Source organism: Rhizobium sp. YTU87027 (assembly GCF_050644135.1).
Classification (GTDB): domain Bacteria; phylum Pseudomonadota; class Alphaproteobacteria; order Rhizobiales; family Rhizobiaceae; genus Rhizobium.
Genome location: NZ_CP098440.1, coordinates 2,800,320 through 2,824,792 on the forward strand (window position 1 = coordinate 2,800,320; position 24,473 = coordinate 2,824,792).

Sequence of the window (24,473 nt, forward strand, 5' to 3'; positions counted from 1 at the left end):
GAGTGAGGGCAGTCCTGCAACGCAAAGACGATCGGGGACGGCACCAGAGCACCGTCCCCGACCGGAAATTGCAAGTTGGCAGCGCTTAGTGCGCCGCGTCTTCCGCGCCCTCGGCCAGCAGGCCGAAAACGAAATCGGCAAACGAACGCCAGCACTCGACGCGGAACGTATCGTCCTCGGTGCGGAAGAGCACGATCTCGGCCTTTCCGAACAGCGTGCGCGAGCAGGCGCCGACCGGAAAGACCTCGAGCGACAGATCCTGCGGGCAACCCGCGGAAATCGTCGCCTCGGCCCCGGGACCGGAGACGATGATCGCGACGTTGCGATGGGAGACGTCGGTTGCCGAATGCAACACGCCTGACTTCGCGAGCGCACCCATAAGGTCTGCACCGGACTCGTCGATGACAAGCCATTCATCCGGGCCGAGCCAGAGGGCGGCACGGCCACCCTTGCGGCCTGACGTCTTCGGGGAAGCCGGGATCGTGACACCGAGCGCGGAGGAAAGAGCCTTGAGCGACTCCCCTGGTGCGCGAAGCGCCACGCGGGTCGCCGCTGGTGCCGGCGTCAGCCGCACCGTGGCCGAGCCGCCGTGACGACCGGAGAGCACCAACTTGCGAACTGCCGTATCAGCCATTGATGCGGCCTCCTTCCTTGTCAAAGAACACCATGTCGGTCACCTCGACGGCGATCATCTTGTCGGGCATCGGCACGTAGAGCGTCTCGCCCATTCGCTTGCGGCCGTCGGCGACCAACGCGAAGGCGATCGATCGCCCAAGATTTTCCGACCAATAGGACGAGGTGACGTGGCCGAGCATCGTCATCGGCTTCGGCTCGTTCGGGTTGGCGACGATCTGCGCGCCCTCTTCGAGTACGAGGTTCGGATCCTTGGTGACGAGACCGACAAGCTGCTTGCGGCCTTCCTTCACCAGATCCGGGCGCTTCAGCCCGCGAATACCGACGAAGTCAGTCTTCTTCTTCGACACCGCCCAATTGAGGCCGGCGTCATCGGGCGTCACGGTGCCATCCGTGTCCTGACCGACGATGATATAGCCCTTCTCGGCGCGAAGAACGTGCATCGTCTCGGTGCCGTAGACACAGGCGCCGAGCGGCGCTGCGTTGGCCCAGACCGCCTCCAGCACCGACTGGCCGTAATCGGCCGGCACGTTGATTTCGAAGCCGACTTCACCCGTGAACGACACGCGGAAGAGGCGCGCCGGAACGCCCATGACCGTGCACTCGGCAACGCTCATATGCGGGAAGGCTTCGTTGGAGATATCGACACCCTCGACCAGCGGCGCGATGATCTGACGCGCCTTCGGACCCTGTACCGCGATGACAGCCCATTGCTCCGTCACCGAGGTCAGCCACACCTTGAGATGCGGGAATTCGGTTTGCAGATAGTCTTCCATGTGGTGGAGAACGCGCGGCGCACCGCCTGTCGTCGTCGTCACGTGGAAGCGATCGTCGGCCAGGCGCCCGACGACGCCGTCGTCATAAACGAAGCCGTCCTCGCGGGTCATGATGCCGTAGCGGCACTTGCCGGGCTTAAGCGTATCCCAGGCGTTGGTGTACATCAGGTTCATGAACGCGGCGGCATCGGGGCCGACGACTTCGATCTTGCCGAGCGTCGAGGCGTCGAATACGCCGGCGACATCGCGCGCCGTCTTGCATTCGCGGGCGACCGCCTGATGCATCGTCTCGCCGGCGCGCGGATAGAACCAGGCACGCTTCCAGTTGCCGACGTCCTCGAAGACCGCGCCATGGGCTTGTTCCCACTGGTGCAACGGCGTCTTGCGGGCCGGATCGAACAGATCGCCACGCGAGTGCGCGATCAGCGTGCCATAGGTAACAGGCGTATAGGGCGCGCGGAAGGTGGTGAGGCCGACCTGCGGGATCTCCTTACCGAGCATTTCGGCGGCGATCGCCAGGCCGTGCATGTTGGAGAGCTTGCCCTGGTCGGACGCCATGCCGTTCGTCGTGAAGCGCTTGATGTGCTCGATCGAGTGCATGCCTTCGCGAACCGCAAGGCGGATATCCTTGGCGCAGACGTCGTGCTGGAAATCGATGAACGCCTTGGCGCTGGTCTCCGGACCCGCACCCTCGGCGGCGCCGATCATGCCGCCGGTCCACTGATGCGCCTGCTCTGCCGAGATACTGATCTTGCCGCCGGATGGTTTGCCTGCTGCCTGCGCCATCAGCTCGCCTGCCGCCAGCGATTCCTCGATCGTCTGCTGCAGATCGTCCGTGCCGTTGCAGGCGCCGACGGAAAGGCAATCCTGCGCATAGGTCCCGGGCAGGAAGCGCTGCGTTTCCGGCTCGAAGGCCACCTTGCCGCGCGACTGCGAGAACAGGTGCACCGATGGCGTCCAGCCGGCCGAGACCAGCAGCGCATCGACGGCGATCTTGCGCGGCGAGCCACCGCCGTTGCGGGCAACCGTCATCGACGAGATGCGCAGCTTGCCAGCAGTGTTGACCACGGACTGACCGGCGAGAACGTCGATGCCGAGCGAACGGGCTTCCGCCAGAACCGCCGCACCCGGCGTCTGCCGGCAATCGATGATTGCGGCGATCTCGACACCTGATCGCTTCAGGTCGAAGGCCGCCTCGTAAGCCGAGTCATGCGCCGTGTAGACGCCGACCTTCTGGCCGACGGCAACGCCGTACTGGTTAAGATACATGCGCGCGGCCGACGCCAGCATGATGCCCGGACGGTCGTTGTTCGGGAACACCATATGACGTTCGATCGCGCCATTGGCGAGAATGACGCGCTTGGCGCGCAGCTGCCAGAGACGCTCGCGCGGCAGGTGACGGCTCGGGTTTGCGACATGGTCGGTCACGCGCTCGGCGAGACCGACGAAGTTGTGATTGTAGTAGCCGAAAGCAGTGGTGCGGGTGAGAACCTGCACGTTCTTCATCGCCTTCAGCGTGGCAGCCGTTTTCTGCGCCCACTCGTAGCCGTCGAGGCCGTCGATCTTCACGCCGCTGTCATAGCGCAGCGCGCCACCGACATCGGCCTGCTCGTCGCAGAGGATGACCTTGGCGCCGGATTGCGCTGCGGCAAGTGCGGCTGAAAGACCGGCAACGCCGGCACCAACGACCAGCACGTCGCAATGCGCGTAGCGGCCAGCATAGTGGTCCGGATCGGCTTCCTTCGGCGCGACGCCGAGGCCGGCCGCCCGACGGATCATTGGCTCGTAAACATGCTTCCAGGCCGCCTTCGGCCACATGAACGTCTTGTAGTAAAAGCCTGCGGCAAAGAAGGGCGACATCAGGTTGTTGATGCCGCCGATATCGAAGGAGAGCGACGGAAAGCGGTTCTGCGATTCGACGATCATGCCGTCGAAGACTTCCTGCACCGTGGCACGCACGTTCGGCTGCTTGCGGGCGCTGTCGCGCGCCACGTCGATCAGCGCGTTCGGCTCCTCGGCACCGGCCGACAGGATGCCACGTGGGCGGTGATATTTAAACGAGCGGCCGACCAGATGGATGTTGTTGGCGATCAGCGCCGAGGCGACGGTGTCGCCCTCGAGCGCCGTATAGCTCTTGCCGTCGAAGGTGAAGCGCGCGGTTCTGGCCGGCGTCAGGCGGCCCTTGCCTGCAATACGGTTCGTGCCGCTCATTGTGCCTCTCCTTCGAGCTGTTCGTAGGTCTCGACGGGAGCATGCGGAACGGCGGCCTCGCCGATCGTGGGCTTCGGCTCGCCTGCCTTGTACGTCATGACGAACTTGTCGCTGATCGTGTCGCGCGCCGCGTTAAAGAAGCGGCCGCATCCGTGCTGGTGGCGCCAGCGTTCGAAAATCAGCCCCTTCGGGTTGTCGCGCAGGAAGAAATATTCCTCGAACGCCTCGTCGGAGATCGCCGCGATATTGGTCGGGCGGGCGATGTGGGCATCGCCGGCACCACGGAATTCGAGCTCGGAGCGCTCTTCCTGACAGTATGGGCAGTAGATAAGAAGCATGGTGTCCTCGTGTCAGTGCGCGACGGCGGCAGCGGCGGCTTCGTCGATCAGACGGCCGGTGCGGAAGCGGTCCAGCGTCAGGCCGGCATTGAACTTGTGCGCCTCATCGCGGGCGATGAGGTGCGCGAAGAGATTGGCCGAGCCCGGCGTCGCCTTGAAGCCGCCGGTGCCCCAGCCGCAATTGACGTAGAGCCCCGGAACCGGCGTCTTCGACTGAATCGCCGAACGGTCCGGCGTGTTGTCGACGATACCGCCCCACTGGCGCATCATCTTGACCCGGCGGAACATCGGGAAGAGCTCGCAGATGGCATCGAGCGTATGCGTGATGATCTGCAGGCCGCCGGTCTGGCTGTAGGAATTGTACTGGTCGGTGCCGGCGCCGATGACCAACTCGCCCTTGTCGGACTGCGAGATATAGGCATGCACCGTGTTCGACATGACCACGCAGGGGAAGATCGGCTTCAGAGGCTCGGATACCAGCGCCTGCAGTGGGCTCGATTGCAGCGGCACGCGCACATCGGCCATCTTCATGACGGTGGTCGTGTGGCCGGCCGCCGAAACGCCGACCTTCTTGGCGCCGATGAAGCCGCGGGACGTCTCGACACCGGTGACACGCCCGTCCGGGCCGCGGCGGATGCCGGTCACTTCGCAGTTCTGGATGATGTGGACACCGCGATCCGACGCAGCACGGGCGTAACCCCAGGCAACCGCGTCGTGACGCGCCGTGCCGCCGCGACGCTGCAGTGCCGCGCCGTTGATCGGATAGCGGGCGCTGGCGGAGATATCGAGCGGCGGACAATAAGCTTTCGCCTGCTCCGGCGTCAGCCATTCGTTGTCGATGCCGTAGAGGCGGTTGGCATGGATGTGGCGCTTGAAGGACTGCTGATCGTGCACATTATGCGACAGCATCATCACGCCGCGCGGCGAGTACATGACATTGTAGTTGAGATCCTGCGAGAGGTTCTCCCAGAGCTTCATCGAATGCTCGTAGATGTGCATGCTCTCTTCATAGAGATAGTTCGAGCGGATGATGGTCGTGTTGCGGCCGGTATTGCCGCCGCCGAGCCAGCCCTTTTCGAGCACCGCGACATTGGTAATGCCATGCTCCTTGGCGAGATAATAGGCAGCGCCCAGGCCATGTCCGCCGCCACCGATGATGATGACGTCGTATTCGGCGCGCGGCTCCGGCGAAGTCCATTGCTTCTCCCAGCCCTTATGGCCCCTCAGAGCCTCTCGTGCCACGGCAAAAACCGAATATCTGCGCATCCGCCTTCATCTCCTTCAAGGGAAAGGTCCCTTCTCGTCGGCATACAAATCGCAAATCCAAATGCGGCACAACGTTTCTTTTGCGACGTGGACCGGCTTTTGTTTTGACACTCGGTAAGAATGAACAAGGTTGACCATTCTGTTCGAAGCCAAGCCCCACCCACAGCCAAGCCGGGGCGGCCCCCACGATGGCCTACAACCTCACCATCCTTATTATTTTAGAGTATTTGCACTTACAATTTTTGAGCGCATAGTTCTTGCGCTGCACAGGCGTCTTTGCGCGTTGAGGGTTTCGCGTCTGCAGCAACGGGAGCATTCATAATCCAAATTTCGACACGCGTGGCAAAAGCCCGCGTGCGACCTGACATCAAAAGAAAACAGGCCGACACGGCATGATGCTCGCTGTCTGGCCTCAGGGAGGATTCGTCATGCAATCGCATTTCATCACCTTCACGGTTGGTCTGCTTTTATCGGGGGCTTGTCTTACCAGCCCCGTCGCCGCTGCCGATGACACCATGACCAAGGAGGAAGCGGCGGCGATCGGCGTCGAGGCCTATCTTTACCTTTATCCGCTGGTCACCATGAATCTGACCCGTGAACAGGCAACGAACGTCGAGGCCGGCAAGACGATGGGACGAGGACCGGCCAACATGTTCACCAACGTTCCGGAGTTTCCGACCGCAGACTACAGGGATGTCGTCCGGCCGAACTTCGACACGCTCTACTCCGTCGCCTGGCTTGATATGACCAAGGAACCGATGATCGTCTCGGCTCCCGACACGAACGGGCGCTACTATCTGCTGCCGATGCTGGACATGTGGTCCGATGTGTTCGCCTCGCCGGGCTGGCGCACGACGGGAACCGCGAAAGCCGATTTTGCGGTTGTGCCCCCCGGCTGGACGGGCAAGGACCTGCCCGCCGGAACCCAAAGGATCGACGCGCCGACACCCTATGTCTGGGTCATCGGACGCACGAAAACGGATGGGCCGCCCGATTACGACGCCGTTCACAAGATCCAGGCTGGCTACACAGTCACGCCACTGTCGCAATGGGGCAAGACGGCCGAACCGGTCAAGGTCACTATCAATCCTGACATCGACATGAAAACGCCGCCAAAGAAGACGGTAGACGGGATGGCGGCAGAGGACTTCTTTGCCTATGCGGCGGAACTGCTGAAGGCCAATCCGCCGCACGCCACCGACCAGCCGATCATAAGCCGGATGAAGCGGATCGGAATGGAACCCGGCAAGAGCTTCGACAAGAGCAAGGTAAGCCCTGAAATCGCCGCTGCTTTGAAGGATGTTCCGGCCGAAGCCCAGAAGCTGATGGAGTGGAAAATCCCGACGCTTGCGCGCGTGGCCAACAACTGGTCGATGAACACCGACACGATGGGCGTCTACGGCAATTACTATCTGAAGCGGGCGATTGTCGCGCAGCTTGGCCTTGGGGCCAACCTGCCCGAGGACGCGATCTATCCGCTCAACCTCGGCGACGAGAAGGGAAACCCGCTGAACGGAACGAACAGCTATAAGCTTCACTTCGACAAGGCGAACCTACCGCCGGTCAAGGCGTTCTGGTCCGTCACGCTTTACGATCCGGAGGGATTCCAGGTCGGCAACAGCCTCAACCGCTTTGCCGTCAGCAGCTGGATGCCCTTCGTCTACAACGCCGACGGGTCGCTTGATCTCTATTTCCAGAACAAGAGCCCGGGCGATGCAAAGGAAGCAAACTGGCTGCCGGCGCCCGCAGGGCCGTTCAACCTGACCATGCGCCTGTATGGGCCGGAAAGCGAAGCCTTGACAGGAAAATGGAACCCGCCCGTCGTCGAACTCGTGCCCGCTCTTCAGCAGGTGACGGCACAGTAGCGCTTCTACGCCTGCCTAGAGCGATCCACGTCGATATGCTCACTAGGCTGAGAAGCTGGCCGATTCCATCAAGCACAAGCCCCGCGGACTGGCGCGAGGTTTTAGGAGGACGAAGCCGACTTGGGCGCCGTCCGCCGCTTCTTGGCAGGAGCGGCGGTCGGTGCTTCGGCTTCCTGCTGCAAGTGCAGTGCCCGGAGTTTTTCCGTCTTCTTCTCGCCAGCCTCGGCTTCTGCCGTGATAATTGCTCTCGCTGTCGTATCGATAGCAGCCGCCTTATCCCGCGGGGAGAGCTTTGCCGTATCGAAGAGATCGTCTTTTGAAGTCATCTGCTCTCTCAATCTCGATGGAAACTGCCCGATGGCAGTTCAGCGGGCGGGACGAACCGCCTTCTTCGGGGCCGGAAGGAGACCTTCACGCTGAAGTCTTACGCGCGAGCTTGCGCTGGCGGCGAACGGCTTCGGCCTTTTCGCGGGCGCGCTTCTCGGACGGCTTTTCGCAAGCGGTGCGCGCCTTGAACTCGCGGAAGAGACCTTCGCGCTGCATCTTCTTCTTCAGGACGCGGAGCGCCTGGTCGACATTGTTATCTCGAACGAGAACCTGCAAATTCTTTCCTTTCTTGAGGCGAACTCATTGCCATTTTGGTCAGCCTGGACTGTCGCCGACAGCGTATCCAGTCACTCGTGCCACCACTGTATTGACCATCAAAAGCATAAAAGGCCGGGGTTACGCCCGGCCTTTGCCATAAGGCACTTGGCTGCCAGTACATTCGTAGTCAGCCGCGCCGAACGAGAATTAAGCGGCGCGGAGATTGTCCGCGGCATTCTTGCCAGACTTCTTGTCGCGAACGAGATCGTAGGTGATCTTCTGGCCATCGGACAAATTGCCCAAACCAGAACGCTCAACAGCCGAAATGTGAACGAAAACATCCGTGCTGCCGTCATCCGGCTGGATGAAGCCGAAGCCCTTGGTGCTGTTGAACCACTTAACGGTACCTGAATTCATAACGATCTCCTTTCAATGGTCGTTACTGCCATGCGTCTATTCACAGGGCTAAAGATCGATCTTGAGAGGAAATCTGAAGGAGCTTCGAGCTCTTTGACAAAGAGCACAACCAAAGGTTGATTTGCTACAGATAACGCGAAGTGAGGAATAGACAAGGCAAGGAAGCCGCTCATTGCGTTGGGCTGGCTGCCCCAATGCCTCCCACCAGCGTTCTTCAGGCGGCCAGCCAGACGGGAAAGGGGCCGTGTTCGCCCTTGAAAGACGATCAGATTGAGACAAGACACGGTTTTTTGCGGCAAGAACCGCGAGGACATATGGACTTCCCCCTGCCATTCTGCTATCCGCATCCTCAATCGCAAGGCTCTGGCCGCGCGAACTGTATATTTTTTGCCTCTGGCGCCTTGCCGACGCAGGCATCAACCAAACCAAAGGAACGTGATTCTCGTGCAGGTACTTGTCCGCGATAACAATGTCGATCAGGCTCTCCGCGCTCTCAAGAAGAAGATGCAGCGCGAAGGTATTTTCCGCGAAATGAAGATGCGCGACTACTACGAAAAGCCATCGCAGAAGCGCGCTCGCGAAAAGGCCGAAGCCGTTCGTCGTGTTCGCAAGCTGGCTCGCAAGCGGGCACAGCGCGAAGGTCTGGTCGCACGCTAAGCGTAGCTGTCGTTATTTCGACGTTTTCAGATGCATGTTGGCGGGGGCGATCTATTCGCCACCGCCTTTTTAATTTGTTGCTGAAGCTTGCCCGTCCCTGAACGGAGCGGCTGCACTGGGGGAAAACGAGCCCGCATGGCTGACATCACCAAGACCCGCTCTCTGCGTTCGCCGAAAATCGCTGTTCTGCCGGTTTTCGCTATCGTCACCGCGCTAGGCCTTGCTGGCTGCACGACAAGCAACACGACCGATGCCGTCATCCGCATCGACAAGGCGCAGGGTTCGCAGGAAAACATTGCCTCGCTGACCTCTGTGATCAACGCCAATCCGAAGGATCCGGAGGGCTACAACGTTCGCGGCTCCGCCTATGGCCGCGGCGGCGATTTCCGCCAGGCGTTGAATGACTTCAATACGGCGCTGCAGATCAACCCGCGCTTCTACCAGGCCTACGCTAACCGCGCGCTGGTCTACCGCAACATGGGCCAGCAGCAGCAGGCGATTCAGGACTACAGCACCGCGCTGCAGATCAACCCGAATTACGACGTGGCGCTGATCGGCCGCGGCAACGTCTACCGCACCGCCGGCCAGGACGATGCGGCCTTCAACGATTTCAACAAGGCGATCCAGAACGGCACGACCGATGGCCGCGCCTATCACAATCGCGGCCTGCTCTATCAGAAGCGCAATCAGCAGGATAAGGCGATCGACGACTTCTCGAAGGCGATCTCGCTCTCGCCGAACGCGCCGGAACCCTATAACGGTCGCGGCATCTCCTATATCGCGCTGAACGATGACGACAACGCATTTGCCGACTTCAATCACGCGATCGAACTCAACGGCAATGTCGCCGAATCCTGGGCCAACCAGGCTCTGGTGTATGAGCGCCGCGGCGAAAAGGACAAGGCAGCCCGCTCCTACCGTCACGCGATCGGTCTCGATCCGAAGTACCAGCCGGCGAAGGACGGCCTCGCCCGCGTGGGCGCATCGACCACCGGCTAAGGCTTTACAGGCAGGAGACCGACGATGGCAGCCAGACAGCATGTGGTCGTCGTCGGCTCCGGCATTGTCGGTGCCTCGATCGCCTGGCACCTGACACGTGACGGCGCCGCCGTCACCGTGATTGCCGAGGACATCGGCGGCGTCGCCACACCCACTTCTTTTGCCTGGATCAACGCGAGTTGGGGCAACCCGGAATTCTACTTTCACTTTCGCCACCGCTCCATGGCCGAATGGAAGCGCTTGGCCCGCGAGCTTCCAGGCTTGCCGCTCTCCTGGTGTGGCGGCATCTGCTGGGATGCCGCCCGATCGGCTAGAGGCGTTTGCCGTCGAGCATGCGTCGTGGGGTTATGGCATCGAACGGCTGGATCGCGCCGCGATTGCCGCGCGGGAGCCTTACCTGAAACAGCTGCCCGAATCTGCGCTCCTCGTCGCGGAAGAAGGTGCGGTCGAGCCGGTGGCGGCGGCGCGGCTGCTGCTTGCTGACGCCGAGGCCAGAGGAGCAAAGTTCGTCAACGCTGCCGTCGATGGATTTATTCGCAGCGGCGAACGAATTTCCGGGGTGGTGTCATCGGCCGGTATTGTCGGTGCCGATCATGTTGTCCTGGCGACTGGCGCCGGCAGTGTTCCCCTCGCTGCCTCCGTCGGCGTCACACTTCCCCTGGAGGCGCCTCCCGGGCTGATCGTCCACTCGCGTCCATTCGAGAAGCGGCTGAACGGCCTCGTAATGGCAACTGACCTCCATATGCGCCAGACGACTGATGGCCGCATCATTGCTGGCTCCGATTTCGGCGGCACCGATCCCGGCGCCGACCAGCACGCGACCGCCGCGGCACTCTTTGCGAAGGTGAAGGAGAGCCTGACGGACGGCAGCCGGTTGAGCATGGATTTCTTCACTGTCGGCTACCGTCCGACGCCCAAGGACGGCTTTCCTGTTATCGGCGGCTGTGGCCAGGACGGCCTCTATATAGCCGTGATGCACTCTGGAATAACGCTGGCGCCGCTCGTCGGTCTACTCGCGTCTAACGAGATTCTGACCGGCGATGCAGACTCCTCTTTGGCCGCCTTCCGCCTCGCCAGATTCGGTTGAGATGACAGCCTGACAAAAATTTGCGTATTGCCGGGCGACATGTTTTAGTGTGTTGCAAGCAGCAGCACCTATCCCTAACATGTAGTGGTTTCGATAGCAGGCTATCGCAGGGTTTGGGGGCGCGTTGAGGGCAATTGCGGTGGTCCAGTATTTTGCTTTCATGCCTGTAAACGGCGGGCGCGCCGATGGTTTCGGCTGCATAACTCAGCGAAGTATAGGCTCATGAAAAGCCGCTTCCGCTTCTTTCCGAAGGCATCGATCGGGACCTACCTGATCGCGATGGCAGTTGCGACGGCCTTGCCGATTTTCGCCCTCGTGGCACTTCTGCTGGCACAGCTGGAGGACAACCAGCGCTCGATTCTGAGGCGTGAAACGGCCCAGGATGCCACTGCTCTCGCCCGCTCCATCGATCGCCAGCTGCAGGATATGGCTACAACTTTAAGGTTGCTCTCGACCTCACCGGAATTGGAGAGCAACGACTTCGCTTCCTTCTACGCGCGCACCGAGACGGCCCTGAGAGCAAACACGCTCTATGTGATCGCGGTAGACGAGCGCGGCCAGCAGCTCCTGAACACCCGGCGTGATTACGGCGAGCCTTTGGGTATCGCTGGGAACCTTGCGGCCATCGACGCAGCCGTCAAGTCAGGACGAATCGAAGCCTCGGATGTCTTCATGGGGAAGACGAGCGGTGAGTTCGTCTATAACGTCACCATGCCACTGCAGGTGGGCAAGGTCAGGGCGCTGATCATTACCCAGAACGCCAGGGATCTGGCACGACTTGTCACCACGGAAGGTCTGCCGAGTGGCTGGTCCGCAGCAGTCATCGATCAGAACGGCCACGTGGTTGCTTCGGCCGGGGCGACAAGCATCGGCTATGGCGAACCCTTCGACACCCGCATTCTGCCCTCGCTGTTTGAATCCAGCGGCGTATACGAGAACAAGCAGATACTGCCGAAGGCGATGCTGGGTTACGCGCAGATTCCCGGCTGGTCGTGGAAAGCCGTGATATGGGGGCCGGTCGCTACGGCGCAATCTTCCATCCTGACGACATGGCGCTTTCTCGCCATCGGCGGTGTAGCGCTGATGCTTCTCGCAGTTCTCGCGGCCTATGTTGTCGCGCGCCAGGTCCGCCTGACGATCCGCTCGATCGCCGACATGGCCAATCGCATGGGCGAGGGTCATATCGTTGCGCCGGTCGAGACCAGCGTCATCGAAGCCAACCAGGTCGCGGTTGCACTCTCCAATGCCTCCTTCGACCGAAGCCAGACCGAAGACCGCCTGCACTTCGTCATGAACGAACTTGTTCACCGCACCAAGAACCTGCTGGCCCTGGTGCAGGCCATGATGCGACAGGTCGCCAAGGGCGCCGAAAGCGTGCCCGCCTACCAGGCGGCCGTTGCCGATCGCCTCGACGGCCTCTCGCGCTCGATCGACCTCCTTACCAGCGAACAATGGGCAGGCGCATCGCTGCGCCGCGTCATTGATATTCACTTCCAGAGCTTTCCGCAGGCGACGGAACAGGCCGAGATATCGGGCAAGGACTTCATCCTAAAACCCGACGTGGTGCAGAACCTCGGCCTCATCCTGCATGAACTGGCTACCAATTCGGTGAAATATGGTGCCCTCTCCGTGCCGCAAGGTCGTGTTCTGCTGAGCTGGCGGAATGTTCAGCACGAGGAACGCAACGAACCCTACGTTCGCTTCACGTGGGAAGAACGCGACGGCCCATCCCCTCAGGCTCCGGAGGGCTCGGGCTTCGGCACGACGATCATCAAGAACCATGCCGCCGCAGCCTTTGGCGGTAGCGTTGAAATCGACTTCCGACCGGAAGGCTTCTACTGGGCGTTGACGGCCCCTCGCCGCACCCTCGAGCGCACATAGGGGAACAAATCACGCTGAACCTTCGTTTCCGACAGGCTACTCGAAAGGAGAAGACCATGTTAAGGGAAACGATGATTGCCGCGGCGGCTGCCGCAGTCGCCGCCATCGCCAACCCGGCAAGTGCCGCAAACTACATCACGCTCGGTCAGCTCGTCTGCGGATCGCAGGGCGGGCAAGGACTGATTGTTACCTCGCAGAAGAACCTGCTTTGCACCTATACGCCGGCCGAAGGTGGCCCGAAGGTCGTCTATGCCGGAACGATCCAGAAATTCGGATTGGATGTCGGCCAGACCGGCAAAACTGTGATGATCTGGCAGGTCCTTGCCAAGACTGGAACCAACATTGCTGAATATGCGTTGGCCGGTGAGTACTACGGCATAGGTGCCGATGCGAGCTTTGGCGCTGGTGCTGGTGCCAAGGTCATTGCCGGTGGCACGAACCAATCCTTCATGCTCCAGCCACTGAACGTCCAGGCTCAGGAAGGCCTGAACCTCGCGGTCGGCGTGGAGAAACTGACGCTGGCGCCGGCAGCCACCTGATCACAGGTCGCGCCGACGAGGAGAGAGGCTCTGCCTCTCTCCTTGCAAGTCAGGTGGAGCGGTGCGTCAGCGCCAAAGCGCCACCGAACAGCATCATCATCGAACCACTGATACGATTGACCAGGCGAACCGCCCAGGCATTACGCATGACGCCGCGCAGTCGTGAACCGACAAAGGCATAGATGGCGATCGCCAGAACTTCCAGGACCAGAAAGATTGCTCCAAGCGTGAAGAAACTCTGCCAATAGGCATTGGGTTCAACGAACTGCGGCAAGAACGCCGTAAAAATCAGGATCGCCTTGGGATTGCTCGAGGCGACAAGGAACTCCTGCCGCAAATACGCCCTGAATGTTGAAGGGTGATGAGCAGCCGCCAGATCGGATACATCAACCTTCGCGCGGATCAGCTTGAAACCGATCCAGAGGAGATAGGCAACACCCAGCCATTTCACGATCGAGAAGGCTACTCCTGACGCCATCAACAGGGCGCCGAGACCAAAGGCCGTAATAGCGATCATGATGGCAAAGGCGACGATGCGACCGGCGGAGGCTGCAATCGCCATACCCATTCCGGCTCGCGCGCCGATCGTCACCGAGAGCAAGTTGTTCGGACCAAACGCCATGTTCAGCGCAAAACAGGCGGGAACGAAGAGGAGCAGCGTTTCGAGGGACATGACATCACCGTGCAAAACAAAGGGCGCGGGCCAAGCCCGCGCCCTTACAGTTTAATCGAGATCAAGCCGCGTGGCGACGCCTCAGTGACCGATCGCCTTGTTGATTTCCTCGGTCACCTTCTTGGCATCGCCGAGCAGCATCATCGTGCCATCCTTGTAGAACAGCGTATTGTCGATGCCGGCATAACCCGATCCGAGCGAGCGTTTGACGAACAGGCAGGTTTTGGCCTTGTCGACATCGAGGATCGGCATGCCGTAGATCGGCGAGGTCTTGTCATCGCGCGCCGCCGGGTTGGTGACGTCGTTGGCGCCGATGACATAGGCAACGTCAGCCTGCGCGAATTCCGAGTTGATGTCCTCAAGCTCGAAAACCTCGTCGTAAGGCACATTCGCTTCCGCCAGCAGCACGTTCATATGGCCCGGCATGCGACCGGCGACCGGATGGATCGCGTATTTCACTTCGACGCCGTTCTTTTTCAGATTGTCGGCCATTTCGCGCAGCGCATGCTGTGCCTGCGCCACCGCCATCCCGTAGCCGGGCACGATGATGACCTTGGAGGCGTTCGCCATCAGATAGGCGGCATCTTCTGCCGAGCCGAGCTTGACCGTCTTGTCGGAATTGTCCGTGCCGCCCACAGCCGTCTCACCGCCGAAGCCGCCGAGAATGACCGAGATAAACGAGCGGTTCATGCCCTTGCACATGATGTAGGACAGGATCGCACCGGATGAACCAACCAGCGCGCCGGTGATGATCAGCGCCAGATTGCCGAGCGTGAAGCCGATACCGGCGGCCGCCCAGCCCGAATAGGAGTTCAGCATCGACACGACGACAGGCATGTCGGCCCCGCCGATCGGCACGATCAAGAGCACGCCGAGCGCCAGCGACAGGGCGACGACCGCCCAGAAGTCGAAATGGCTTTCCGTTGCAGCCAGCCCGATGATGAAGAGTACGATCAGCGCCAGGAGGGCGATGTTGATCAGGTGCCGGAACGGCAGCATGATCGGCTTGCCGGACATGCGCCCGTCGAGCTTCAGGAAGGCGATGATCGAGCCGGTGAAGGTCAGCGCGCCGATGGCAACGCCGAGCGCCATTTCGATCCGCGCCTCGGTGTGGATCTCACCGATATTGCCGATGCCGAAGGAAGACGGCGTATAGAGCGCAGACGCCGCCACCAGCACGGCCGCGAGGCCTACCAGCGAGTGGAACCCGGCAACCAGCTGCGGCATCGAGGTCATCGGGATCACGCGGGCGACATAGGCCCCCGCCCCGCCGCCGATCGCGAGGCCGAGGATGATCAGCACAAGGCCGCCGAAGGATGGCGTTGCCAGGGTCAGCGTGGTGAGAATGGCGATCCCCATGCCGACCATGCCGTAAAGGTTGCCCTTGCGGCTGCTGGCCGGATGGGAAAGCCCGCGCAATGCCAGGATGAAGAGGACGCCGGAAACAAGATAGAGGAAGGCTGCGATACTGGTCATGCGGTCCTCACTTGTCCTTCTTCTTGTACATCGCCAGCATGCGCTGGGTGACAAGGAAGCCGCCGAAGATGTTCACGGAGACGAGGACCAGGGCGATGAAGCCGAAGCCGGTCGCAAGACCACTCGTCGAAATGCCGACGGCCAGAAGCGCGCCGACGACGATGACCGAGGAGATGGCGTTGGTGACGGCCATCAGCGGCGTGTGCAAGGCCGGCGTCACCGACCAGACGACGTAGTATCCGACGAAGATCGCCAGCACGAAGATCGCGAACTGGAACACGAAGGGATCGATCGCGCCGCCGGTTGCGGCGCTGGCCGCCTCGGGCGCATGGGCGGCAGCGGCCGCCACGGCATTCATGGCCTGGTTCAGCTGATCCAGCGCCTTGTCCATTGCTTCACTGGCCATCAGTTATCCCCCTTCTTCACGCCGCCGAATGCCGGATGCACGACATTGCCCGCATGCGTCAGCATCGTCGCCTTGATCAGTTCGTCCTCGAGATTGAGGGCGATCGTCTTCGTTTCCTTGTTGACCATGGTCTCAAGGAAGGTGACGAGGTTCTTGGCATAGAGCTGGGAGGCACTGGCGGAAATCCTGCCGGCCATGTTGGAAAAGCCGATGACGCGCACGCCGTCGACGTCAGCGACCTTGCCTGGCTTGACGCCTTCGATATTGCCGCCGCGCTCGACCGCGAGATCAACGGCAACCGCGCCCGGCTTCATCGACTTCAGCATCTCACGCGAAACAAGCTTCGGTGCCGGACGCCCCGGGATCAGGGCGGTGGTGATGACGATGTCCTGCTTGGCGATGTGATCGGCCACAAGCGCCGCCTGCTTCGCCTGGTATTCCTTGGACATCTCCTTGGCGTAGCCGCCGGCGGTCTCGGCCGCCTTGAATTCTTCGTCCTCGACGGCGATGAACTTTGCGCCGAGCGAGGCGACCTGCTCCTTGGCTGCCGGGCGAACGTCGGTCGCCGACACCGCAGCGCCGAGACGGCGGGCCGTAGCAATCGCCTGCAGCCCGGCAACACCGGCGCCCATGATGAAGACCTTGGCAGCCGGAACGGTGCCAGCCGCTGTCATCATCATCGGCATGGCGCGGTCATACACCGCCGCTGCCTCGATCACCGCCTGATAGCCTGCCAGATTTGCCTGCGAGGAAAGAACGTCCATCGACTGCGCGCGGGTGATGCGCGGCATCAACTCCATGGCGAAGCTGGAAAGCCCGGCCTTGGCCATAGAGGCAATCGCTTCGTCATTGCCGTAGGGGTCCATAACCGCAATGACGATCGCGCCGCTCTTGTAGCCGCCAATCTCTTCGTCCGTCGGGCGGCGCACCTTCAGGACCACGTCGGCGGTCGCGGCAGCGCCAATCAAACCGATCCGCGCACCGACAGCCTCGAATTCCACATCGGGAATTTTTGACTTGGTCCCTGCACCAGCCTCGACGACGACCTCGAGGCCTAGACCGACCATTTTCTTTACGGTTTCGACAGACGCCGCGACGCGCGTCTCATCCCCCGTGGTTTCTTTCGCGACAAAAACAACGTTGCCCAACCGCCCCCTCCTCCGGGTCAGCCAGTCTGCCGCAGGTCCCCCTGCTCAGCCCGCACATTCAGCCAAAGCTTTGGAAAGCCGCGTTCCCGACGCCGCGCTCAGCGCAGCAGGACGAGGCCCGCGATAAAGACGATCAGCAGGACGACGAGGCCGCCAAGGAAACCGGCACCGGTGAAGAAGCCAGCGGTCATGCCAAGCAGGAGAGCGACAAGAAACAGCGTGCCGTACTTAGCCGCAGCAAGGAACATAAGGTAGGTCTGCTCGTGTTCCTTGTAGTCCATTGGCGCGCCGACCTCAGCAGGTCCGGTGTGATGCTCAGCCATGAATATCGTCTCCCTCAAACTTCCCGGCCAATAAAGCAATGCGGCCGGCCGACTGCCGTGATTCCCTCGCTACCGCGAGGAAATTTCCCTGCAGAGGGATTACACAAAGCTTCGATAAAGCGCAATGCATGAGAATGCCGCAGGCGGGCGGCATTCTCAGCCAATTCAAGCGCATCGGCTTACAGCGGAAGATCGGTTCCGAGATCGCCTTCAGCCATGAAACGCGCCGTCGGGATGATGGTCAGCGGCGGCAGCGTGTCATTGGGCGTGCGCGAGAACATCATGCGCTGTTCGCTGGCGCTGGAGATAAAGAAGGGATACCGCGTCAGGAGCTTTCGTCCGACCTCGATGACATTGGTCGCCATCAGTGTCAGGTCGAAACCATAGGTCTCCGTCATCCGGCTTGCGACGACGGTATCGGCGTAGAAGACGCGCTTATAGAAAGCCGCATGCGCAGGGCGCACGTGTTGCATCACACGGTCCGCGCGAAAATGCGCGGCGGCGACGATGTTCGGACGCAGCGTCAGGTAAGGGATCCACGGCATTTCCGTGCTAAGTTCCGGATCAGCGGCGAACCGCGCCGGATCGATCAGGCTCAGTCCGGCATCCAGAAATGCGTCCATTTCGACAGGAAAAATACCGCCCGATTGTGAGACACGATGGTCCGGCGTTACGTGATGGATGCGGATCGTGCTGACGAGCTGTTCATAATAGTACAGTCCGAAAACATAAGCCTGACTGTCGAAGTCGGCCTCGTCGATCATGCTTTTGGCAGCGACCGGAAGCACTTCGCGAGCCTTGTAGGCCTTGTAGCGCAGGCGCTCCACCTCTTCCATATCCTCGCCGCTTTCGACACGGCGGTATTCGACGTGGTTCATTATTTCGAGGAGTTTGCTGCTGAAATCACTCGTCTTTAAAGGGTTGTCTGCCATAGTTACTCGGTTCGCCTGTTAACGAAACATTAATCATACGGAACCGGCGCAAGGGCAAGAACGAGACGAGAAATTGCGTTATATTTGAATTGTTAAGGTTAACGGCACCGCGTTTGCGCCAAATGCCATCGGCCGCAAAAGCGGTCGGGGCTTATGCAACTTTCGGACGACGACGTGGTGCCGTACGGCGGCTGAGGCTCTGGGAAAGAATGGCGATATTCTGCGCCGGAACTGCCGGCGAGAAAACGTAACCCTGAACGAGATCGGTGGCGCGATACTTGTTGAGCAAGGCCAGCTGCTCGGTGGTCTCGACACCCTCGGTGACGATCTTGAGACCGAGTTCGCGCGCGAGGTTGACGGTGCCGCGCAGCAGCTTGAGGCGACGCCCATCCTCGACGATGTTGCGCAGGAACGAGCGGTCGATCTTGACGATATCCAGCGGCAGCGTGTCGAGATAGCTGAGGCTGGAGAAACCGGTACCGAAGTCGTCGATCGCAATCGTGATCCCGCGTGCCCTGAGTTCGGCGAGGATCGCGCGCACCGCCGCCGGCTCGTCGATCAGGCAGCTTTCCGTGATTTCCAGATGCAGGCGGGCGGGCTCGAGGCTTGAGGCCTCGAGCGCTTCCGACACCACGGCAAGAATATCCGCGTCGCGCAGGTCGCGCGCCGACAGATTGACCGAAACGGCGATATGATCCGGCCAGTTCATGCAATCCCTGCACGCCTTCATGAGGATGAAGCGCGTGATTTCGGAAATGATGCCCATTTCCTCTGCAAGGCGAATGAAGACATCCGGTGGGATCGCGCCCTTTTCGGGATGAACCCAACGCGCCAGCGCCTCGGCGCATTCGATGCGCGTTCCGTCCGCTTTGAACATCGGCTGGTAGGCAACGCTGAGACCCTGGTTGCCGATCGCCTCGCGCAGATCCGCTTTGAGCTTCTGCTGCTCGATATAGCGGCCATCCATCTCGCGTTCGAAGCCGGCAATCCCGCCACGCTGTTTCGACTTGCTTTCGAAAAGCGCGAGGTCGGCCTTGATGCTCCACTCCTCCATCGCGAAGGTGTCGCTTTCGAGGATTGCAAAACCGGCACTCAACGAGACGAGGAAGGTGACGTCATCGGCCTCGTAATTGCCCTGAATGCTCTCGTGGAAGCGGCGGATCTCCGTATCAAGCGCGGCCGCGTCCTTCGCATGCGGGAAGAAGAGGATGAACTGGTCGCCCATCAGACGGCCGACGATGGCCTTGCCCGCCTGCTTCGAGATACGGCTTGCGACGGCACACAGCAACCGGTCGCCGGTGATGTGGCCGCGCATGTCATTGACATGCTTGAACTCATCGATATCGAGAACCATGAAGGCGACGGGGCCGCGCTTCTTCTGATGTTTGCTGAGGTAATCCTGCACGAGATGGCTGAAGTATTCGCGGTTCGGCAGACCGGTCAACGCATCGAAGCGCACCATGTGCAGGATCTTCTGCTCGGCCTTCACGCGGCTTGACACGTCCTCGAAAATCAGGACGGCACCGCCATCGGCGCGGCGACTTGCCGAAAACTCCAGCGAGAGATCCTCTGGAAAATGGATCAGCGTGCGCGAAAGCTTGCCCTCGGCGACATGCGTCATTTGCCGCAGGATCAGCTCCGGCTGCGTCGAATCCATAAAACTGTAGCGCGCGCCGTAGCGCAGCACTGCACCAAGATCGCGCTCCTTCAGCCGCTCCGGATCGCCGATCCTCAGAAGATCGCAGGCCTTGCGGTTGATGACCTGAATGCGGTTTTCCGGATCGACCATCACCAGGCCGTGCGGCATGTTGTTGAGTGCGGTGTCGAAACGGTCGGCGATCATCGAGATCTGGCGACGCGCAATGACGTTCTCGTACAGGAACTCGCGCACGCCATTCGCCATTGCCCGCGTTGTCAGGCCGAACGGAATGAGGAAAGCCGACAGGATCGCACGATAGAAGTCGAGCGCCATCAGGCTGCAGATAATCATCGGCAGACAGCAGGCCAGCGTCTGCAGGTCGATTGCCTTCTGCGATCCGTAGTTTCGGCCGACGACGGAGACCATCGACGCCATGGTGACCGCGATACAGGCGAGCTCGGCGAAAGGATCCTGCAGGATGAAGATAGCGTAGCCGCTACCGATGCCGAGGATTGCCGCTGTGGAGGCGGCGCCGATAACGTAGATGGTTTCCCAATGCTCGATCCGCTCGCGCGACAGGCTCTGCTTATCGACCTTGTCGAACATCCGGAACGTGACCATGCGGCCGACGAAGACGGCAAGGAAACCAACTGACAGGACGACGTAGAACGGGGAACTGGTTTTCAGGGCAACTGCGAGGAAGGCAACCACATGCACGACGACACCCGCAACGAGTGTCATGCGATTCCCGAAGAGGGAACTGACAAACGACAGATAGACGTCGGTAGGGACCCTGTTCGGGTTATGTGGCTTCATCCATACTTTCCCTGTGCGGCGAAACCTTAACCGCAACCCTTTAAAAATTGATTTCGGGTAATCGATACATTTTGTCGAATTTTTCAAAACCCTGGGATGAATTTTAGTGTTTGCAATGACTTATGCATCCATTCGGTGAAGTTTTCCCAGCACCGCACCTATCCTGAGGTTGTCTGATCGTCCCGACGTTGACGCTAGGCGTGTCTGATGCAGGTCATACGACTATATTCCAACACGCCCCCTTTCATCTTTCAATTTGAAAAACCGTGTGGTCTAAACCGGTGGAAAGATAAAACGCGCCACAAGGCGCGAAATATGGGGGGAAGGGCATGCCGGCTTTGTTGACCGTCAGCCGGCTGATCGATGCGGTCAGCCAATTCATGGGCAAATTGTCCGAATATATGGTGCTGTTCTGCTGCCTGATCAGCGCCGCCAATGCGCTGATCCGTTACTCCTTCAACTACAGCTCCAACGGTTGGCTCGAGATCCAATGGTATCTCTTCGCCTTCATCGTTGTGCTGGGCGCGGCTCACACTCTGCGCATGAACGAGCATGTGCGCGTGGACCTGATTTATGGCGCGGTCTCCGAAAAGGCAAAGATCTGGATCGACGTCATCGGCCTTATCGTTTTCCTGATCCCGGCCTGCATCTTCCTGACCTGGCTCTGCTGGCCATTCTTCCTGTCCTCCTACCTGCAGCATGAGGTCTCGGCCAATGCCGGCGGTCTGATCCGCTGGCCTGTCAAGCTCGTTCTGTTTCTCGGCTTCGGGCTGCTGACCCTTCAGGGCATCTCGGAGTTGATCAAGCGGATCGCGGCCCTCACCGGCTACATCCAGATCGACACGACATACGAAAAGCCGCTGCAGTAAGCCGGACCTGGGAGGAACACCATTGTTTGATTTCGGCATCATTCCGCCGGCCATGTTCGTGGGCATGGTTCTCTTCATGCTCTACGGCTTTCCGGTCGCCTTTTCGCTGGCTGCCGTCGGCCTGTTCTTCGGCGTTATCGGCATCGCGACAGGGCATTTCAGCGAAGCCTTCCTGCAGGCGCTGCCGCTGCGCTTCTTCGGGATTGTCTCCAACGACCTGCTGCTCGCCATTCCCTTCTTCACCTTCATGGGCGCCATCCTGGAACGCTGCGGCCTAGCCGAGGATCTGCTGGAGGGTACGGGCAAGCTGTTCGGCCGCATTCCGGGCGGCCTTGCCTATGCGGTGATCCTGGTCGGCGCCGTGCTCGGCGCAATCACCGGCACGGTCGCCGCCTCCGTCATCACCATGGGCGTCATCTCTCTGCCGATCATGCTGCGCTATGGCTACAGCCCGCGGCTCGCCACCGGCGTCATCGCAGCCTCGGGTACCATCACCCAGGTCATTCCGCCCTCACTCGTGCTGGTCGTGCTTGCCGACCAGCTCGGTAAATCGGTTGGTGACATGTATCTCGGCGCCATCGGCCCGTCGATCCTGCAAGTTGCGATCTTCATGGGCTATATCCTGATCCTGTCGATCGTGAAGCCGGCCACCGTGCCGCCTTTGCCGAAGGAAGTGCGTGGCGACTTCACCTGGGGGCTGCTCCTGAAGGTGCTCTCGGGGATGGTGCCGTCGATCGTGCTGATATTCCTCGTCCTCGGCACGATCTTCATGGGACTGGCAACCCCCACGGAAGCCGGCGCGCTCGGCGTCGTCGGTGCCATGGCGCTCGCCGCCATGCATCGCCGGCTCACCTGGCCGCTGATGCGGGAGGCCATGCGCTCGACCATGCACATCACCTCGATGGTGGTGATGATCCTGATCGGCTCCACCTGCTTCAGCCTGGTCTTTCAGGGCATGGACGGCTCGCGCTGGATCGAGCACATGCTGTCCGGCATCCCCGGCGGCCCGGTCGGCTTCCTGATCTTCGTCAACATCTTCATTTTCGTGCTGGCCTTCTTCCTCGATTTCTTCGAGATCGCCTTCATCGTCATCCCGATGCTGGCGCCGGTCGCTTCGGCGCTCGGCATCGACCTGATCTGGTTCGGCGTGCTGATCTGCGTCAACATGCAGACGAGCTTCATGCACCCGCCCTTCGGTTTCGCGCTCTTCTACCTGCGCTCCATTGCCGATCGCAGCGTCAAGACATCCGATATCTACATGGGTGCCCTGCCCTGGGTCGGCATGCAGCTGATCCTCGTCGCGATCGTGATCTTCTGGCCGCAATCTGTGACCTATTGGCTCGAGAAGGGGCCGAAGATCGATCCGAACTCGATCAAGATCGAGGTGCCCGGCTTTGGCGGCAACGGCCTGTCGCTGCCGCCGCTGGGAGCACCGGGCGGTTCACCGCAAATGCCCGGACTGACCCTGCCGCCCCTGAACGGCCTGCCGGGTCAACCAGCTGCACCCGCGCCGACAAAACCCGCCGCCCCACCGGCAACGGATCTCAGCCAACCTCCGAAGATCAACTGACGAAAAAGCCCCGGTCAAAATCCGGGGCTTTTTTGATTTCGCGTATCTTGGCAGGAATCAGATCTTGCCGGCGCGCTGCTGGATCATCATGAAGGTGTCGAAGGTGTACTCCGACAGCTGAGACCAAAGATAGGCGTCGCGCTTGAACGCGTTCTGGTCTTCGTAGATCTTCTTGAAATACGGGTTCGATGCCGAAATCTCGGCATAGATGCCGAGAGCCGCCTGGAAACAGGCCTCCATGATTTCCTGGCTGAAGGGACGCAGTGTTGCGCCCTCCGACACCAGCTGCCTGAGTGCCGGCGGATTCTTCACGTCGTACTTTGCCATCATGTTGGTGTTGGCAAAGGCGCAGGCATCGGTGAGCGCCGCCTGGTAGTGCTTCGGCAGGCTGTTCCACTTTTCCAGATTGAAGAAGGCGTGAACCGTCGGTCCACCTTCCCACCAGCCTGGATAGTAGTAGTACTTCGCCACCTTGTGCAGGCCGAGCTTCAGGTCGTCATAGGGCCCAACGAATTCCGAGGCGTCGATCGTGCCCTTTTCGAGGGCCGGGTAGATGTCACCGCCGGCGATCTGCTGCGGAATGACGCCAACCTTGCTGATGACCTGGCCGGCAAGACCGGCGATACGCATCTTGACGCCCTTCAGGTCATCAAGCGTATTGATTTCCTTGCGGAACCACCCGCCCATCTGGGCACCCGTGTTGCCCGCCGGCAGGCCATAAATGCCCTGCGTGGCGTAGAACTCGTTCATCAGCTTGTTGCCGTTGCCTTCGTAGAACCACGCATTGGTCAGGCGTCCGTTGAGACCAAACGGGATTGCCGTACCGATTGCGTAGGTCGCATCCTTGCCGACGAAATAGTAGGAGCAGGTATGCGCCGCCTCGACCGTGCCGGCGCTGACCGCATCGGCCGCCTGTAGGCCCGGAATGATTTCGCCTGCGGCAAACGGCTGAATGGTGAAATTACCATCGGTCGCCGCGGCAAGATGCTTCGAGATATCATCCGCCGCGCCATAGATCGTATCGAGGCTCTTCGGGAATGACGACGTCATGCGCCAGGAAATCTTGGGGTTCTCTTGTGCAATGGCAGGCGCCGCCAGTGCACCCGCAGCAGCGACCGCGCCGGCACCGGCGGTTCCTGCCTTCTTCATGAATGAACGACGATCCATCAAAAACCTCCCGTATAGATGGTACTGCGAGGTGAACCCTCATCTTTGCCCGCAGCAATAGCGGGAAACTAAGCACGGTGGCGACCGTGTTTCAAGCACTGTCCCATTAGTCTTTGGCATCACGACGGCAATATGGCAGCCAAGCGCATTTTCATCAAAATCAGCAAGTTAGCGAAAACACGCCGGAGCCGGCGGACGAG

The 24,473-nt window shown here is 60.6% G+C and carries 21 protein-coding genes and 2 pseudogenes; 8 read left to right on the plus strand and 15 right to left on the minus strand.

The window, feature by feature from the left end; all coding sequences use genetic code 11:
* Positions 1 to 85: 85 nt before the first annotated feature.
* From NBG89_RS13905 to NBG89_RS13920, 4 genes are read right to left on the minus strand one after another with little or no spacing between them, the layout of a single operon-like run.
* Positions 86 to 634 (minus strand): sarcosine oxidase subunit gamma, encoded by a 549-nt coding sequence (locus tag NBG89_RS13905; RefSeq protein ID WP_431320440.1) that lies wholly within the window; start codon positions 632 to 634, stop codon positions 86 to 88.
* The gene (locus tag NBG89_RS13910; RefSeq protein WP_431320441.1) at positions 627 to 3,620 is read right to left on the minus strand and encodes a sarcosine oxidase subunit alpha; all 2,994 of its coding nucleotides are present in this window, start codon (positions 3,618 to 3,620) and stop codon (positions 627 to 629) included. Before NBG89_RS13910 ends, NBG89_RS13905 begins: the two co-directional genes overlap by 8 nt.
* On the minus strand, positions 3,617 to 3,958 hold the full coding sequence (locus NBG89_RS13915; protein WP_431320442.1) for a sarcosine oxidase subunit delta: 342 nt from the start codon (positions 3,956 to 3,958) through the stop codon (positions 3,617 to 3,619). The genes NBG89_RS13910 and NBG89_RS13915 overlap by 4 nt, the downstream gene beginning before the upstream one ends.
* A gap of 12 nt (positions 3,959 to 3,970) precedes the next feature.
* Complete coding sequence (locus NBG89_RS13920; RefSeq protein ID WP_037133489.1) at positions 3,971 to 5,224, minus strand: sarcosine oxidase subunit beta family protein; 1,254 nt, start codon at positions 5,222 to 5,224, stop codon at positions 3,971 to 3,973.
* A gap of 428 nt (positions 5,225 to 5,652) precedes the next feature.
* On the opposite strand from NBG89_RS13920, the gene NBG89_RS13925 reads away from it, so the two are divergent.
* Positions 5,653 to 7,089, plus strand: coding sequence for a DUF1254 domain-containing protein (locus tag NBG89_RS13925; RefSeq protein WP_431320443.1), 1,437 nt, complete (start codon positions 5,653 to 5,655; stop codon positions 7,087 to 7,089).
* Between the two features lie 101 nt (positions 7,090 to 7,190).
* Here NBG89_RS13925 and NBG89_RS13930 read toward each other — a convergent pair whose 3' ends face one another.
* The 3 genes and pseudogenes from NBG89_RS13930 to NBG89_RS13940 form a co-directional block, all read right to left on the minus strand.
* Positions 7,191 to 7,415, minus strand: a complete 225-nt coding sequence (locus NBG89_RS13930) for a hypothetical protein (RefSeq protein ID WP_431320444.1) — start codon at positions 7,413 to 7,415, stop codon at positions 7,191 to 7,193.
* A gap of 39 nt (positions 7,416 to 7,454) precedes the next feature.
* Positions 7,455 to 7,692 (minus strand): annotated as a pseudogene (gene rpsU, locus NBG89_RS13935) (30S ribosomal protein S21).
* Positions 7,693 to 7,881: 189 nt separating this feature from the next.
* Entirely contained in the window at positions 7,882 to 8,091 is a 210-nt protein-coding gene (locus NBG89_RS13940; protein WP_431320445.1) for a cold-shock protein, read from the minus strand.
* A 444-nt stretch (positions 8,092 to 8,535) separates the two neighbouring features.
* On the opposite strand from NBG89_RS13940, the gene rpsU (NBG89_RS13945) reads away from it, so the two are divergent.
* The 5 genes and pseudogenes from rpsU (NBG89_RS13945) (at position 8,536) to NBG89_RS13965 (ending at position 13,254) form a co-directional block, all read left to right on the plus strand.
* Positions 8,536 to 8,748 carry a 30S ribosomal protein S21 gene (gene rpsU, locus NBG89_RS13945; RefSeq protein ID WP_003585885.1) on the plus strand — a complete coding sequence of 71 codons (213 nt, stop codon included), beginning with the start codon at positions 8,536 to 8,538 and terminating at the stop codon, positions 8,746 to 8,748.
* Positions 8,749 to 8,883: 135 nt separating this feature from the next.
* Positions 8,884 to 9,747 (plus strand): tetratricopeptide repeat protein, encoded by an 864-nt coding sequence (locus NBG89_RS13950; protein WP_088692106.1) that lies wholly within the window; start codon positions 8,884 to 8,886, stop codon positions 9,745 to 9,747.
* Between the two features lie 24 nt (positions 9,748 to 9,771).
* A pseudogene (locus tag NBG89_RS13955) lies at positions 9,772 to 10,834 on the plus strand (NAD(P)/FAD-dependent oxidoreductase).
* 222 nt (positions 10,835 to 11,056) lie between these two features.
* On the plus strand, positions 11,057 to 12,715 hold the full coding sequence (locus NBG89_RS13960) for a sensor histidine kinase (RefSeq protein WP_431320446.1): 1,659 nt from the start codon (positions 11,057 to 11,059) through the stop codon (positions 12,713 to 12,715).
* 56 nt (positions 12,716 to 12,771) lie between these two features.
* Positions 12,772 to 13,254: a DUF992 domain-containing protein gene (locus NBG89_RS13965; protein WP_431320447.1), complete on the plus strand. Its 483-nt coding sequence runs from the start codon at positions 12,772 to 12,774 to the stop codon at positions 13,252 to 13,254.
* A gap of 49 nt (positions 13,255 to 13,303) precedes the next feature.
* Here NBG89_RS13965 and NBG89_RS13970 read toward each other — a convergent pair whose 3' ends face one another.
* From NBG89_RS13970 to NBG89_RS14000, 7 genes are all read right to left on the minus strand, one after another.
* Positions 13,304 to 13,927, minus strand: a complete 624-nt coding sequence (locus NBG89_RS13970) for a LysE family translocator (RefSeq protein WP_431320448.1) — start codon at positions 13,925 to 13,927, stop codon at positions 13,304 to 13,306.
* 81 nt (positions 13,928 to 14,008) lie between these two features.
* Complete coding sequence (locus NBG89_RS13975; RefSeq protein ID WP_431320449.1) at positions 14,009 to 15,403, minus strand: NAD(P)(+) transhydrogenase (Re/Si-specific) subunit beta; 1,395 nt, start codon at positions 15,401 to 15,403, stop codon at positions 14,009 to 14,011.
* A gap of 7 nt (positions 15,404 to 15,410) precedes the next feature.
* Positions 15,411 to 15,809, minus strand: coding sequence for a proton-translocating transhydrogenase family protein (locus NBG89_RS13980; protein ID WP_028746746.1), 399 nt, complete (start codon positions 15,807 to 15,809; stop codon positions 15,411 to 15,413).
* Positions 15,809 to 16,957 (minus strand): Re/Si-specific NAD(P)(+) transhydrogenase subunit alpha, encoded by a 1,149-nt coding sequence (locus tag NBG89_RS13985; protein WP_431320450.1) that lies wholly within the window; start codon positions 16,955 to 16,957, stop codon positions 15,809 to 15,811. Before NBG89_RS13985 ends, NBG89_RS13980 begins: the two co-directional genes overlap by 1 nt.
* 98 nt (positions 16,958 to 17,055) lie before the next feature.
* Positions 17,056 to 17,280, minus strand: a complete 225-nt coding sequence (locus NBG89_RS13990; protein WP_018856578.1) for an aa3-type cytochrome c oxidase subunit IV — start codon at positions 17,278 to 17,280, stop codon at positions 17,056 to 17,058.
* 179 nt (positions 17,281 to 17,459) lie between these two features.
* Positions 17,460 to 18,212 (minus strand): N-acyl amino acid synthase FeeM domain-containing protein, encoded by a 753-nt coding sequence (locus NBG89_RS13995; protein WP_088692114.1) that lies wholly within the window; start codon positions 18,210 to 18,212, stop codon positions 17,460 to 17,462.
* Positions 18,213 to 18,363: 151 nt separating this feature from the next.
* Entirely contained in the window at positions 18,364 to 20,667 is a 2,304-nt protein-coding gene (locus NBG89_RS14000) for a putative bifunctional diguanylate cyclase/phosphodiesterase (protein ID WP_431320451.1), read from the minus strand.
* Between the two features lie 329 nt (positions 20,668 to 20,996).
* On the opposite strand from NBG89_RS14000, the gene NBG89_RS14005 reads away from it, so the two are divergent.
* Both NBG89_RS14005 and NBG89_RS14010 read left to right on the plus strand, forming a co-directional pair.
* Positions 20,997 to 21,536, plus strand: a complete 540-nt coding sequence (locus NBG89_RS14005) for a TRAP transporter small permease subunit (protein WP_431320452.1) — start codon at positions 20,997 to 20,999, stop codon at positions 21,534 to 21,536.
* Positions 21,537 to 21,558: 22 nt separating this feature from the next.
* Positions 21,559 to 23,106, plus strand: a complete 1,548-nt coding sequence (locus NBG89_RS14010) for a TRAP transporter large permease (protein WP_431320453.1) — start codon at positions 21,559 to 21,561, stop codon at positions 23,104 to 23,106.
* A 57-nt stretch (positions 23,107 to 23,163) separates the two neighbouring features.
* Here NBG89_RS14010 and NBG89_RS14015 read toward each other — a convergent pair whose 3' ends face one another.
* Positions 23,164 to 24,273, minus strand: coding sequence for a TRAP transporter substrate-binding protein (locus NBG89_RS14015; RefSeq protein WP_431320454.1), 1,110 nt, complete (start codon positions 24,271 to 24,273; stop codon positions 23,164 to 23,166).
* Between the last annotated feature and the right edge of the window lie 200 nt (positions 24,274 to 24,473).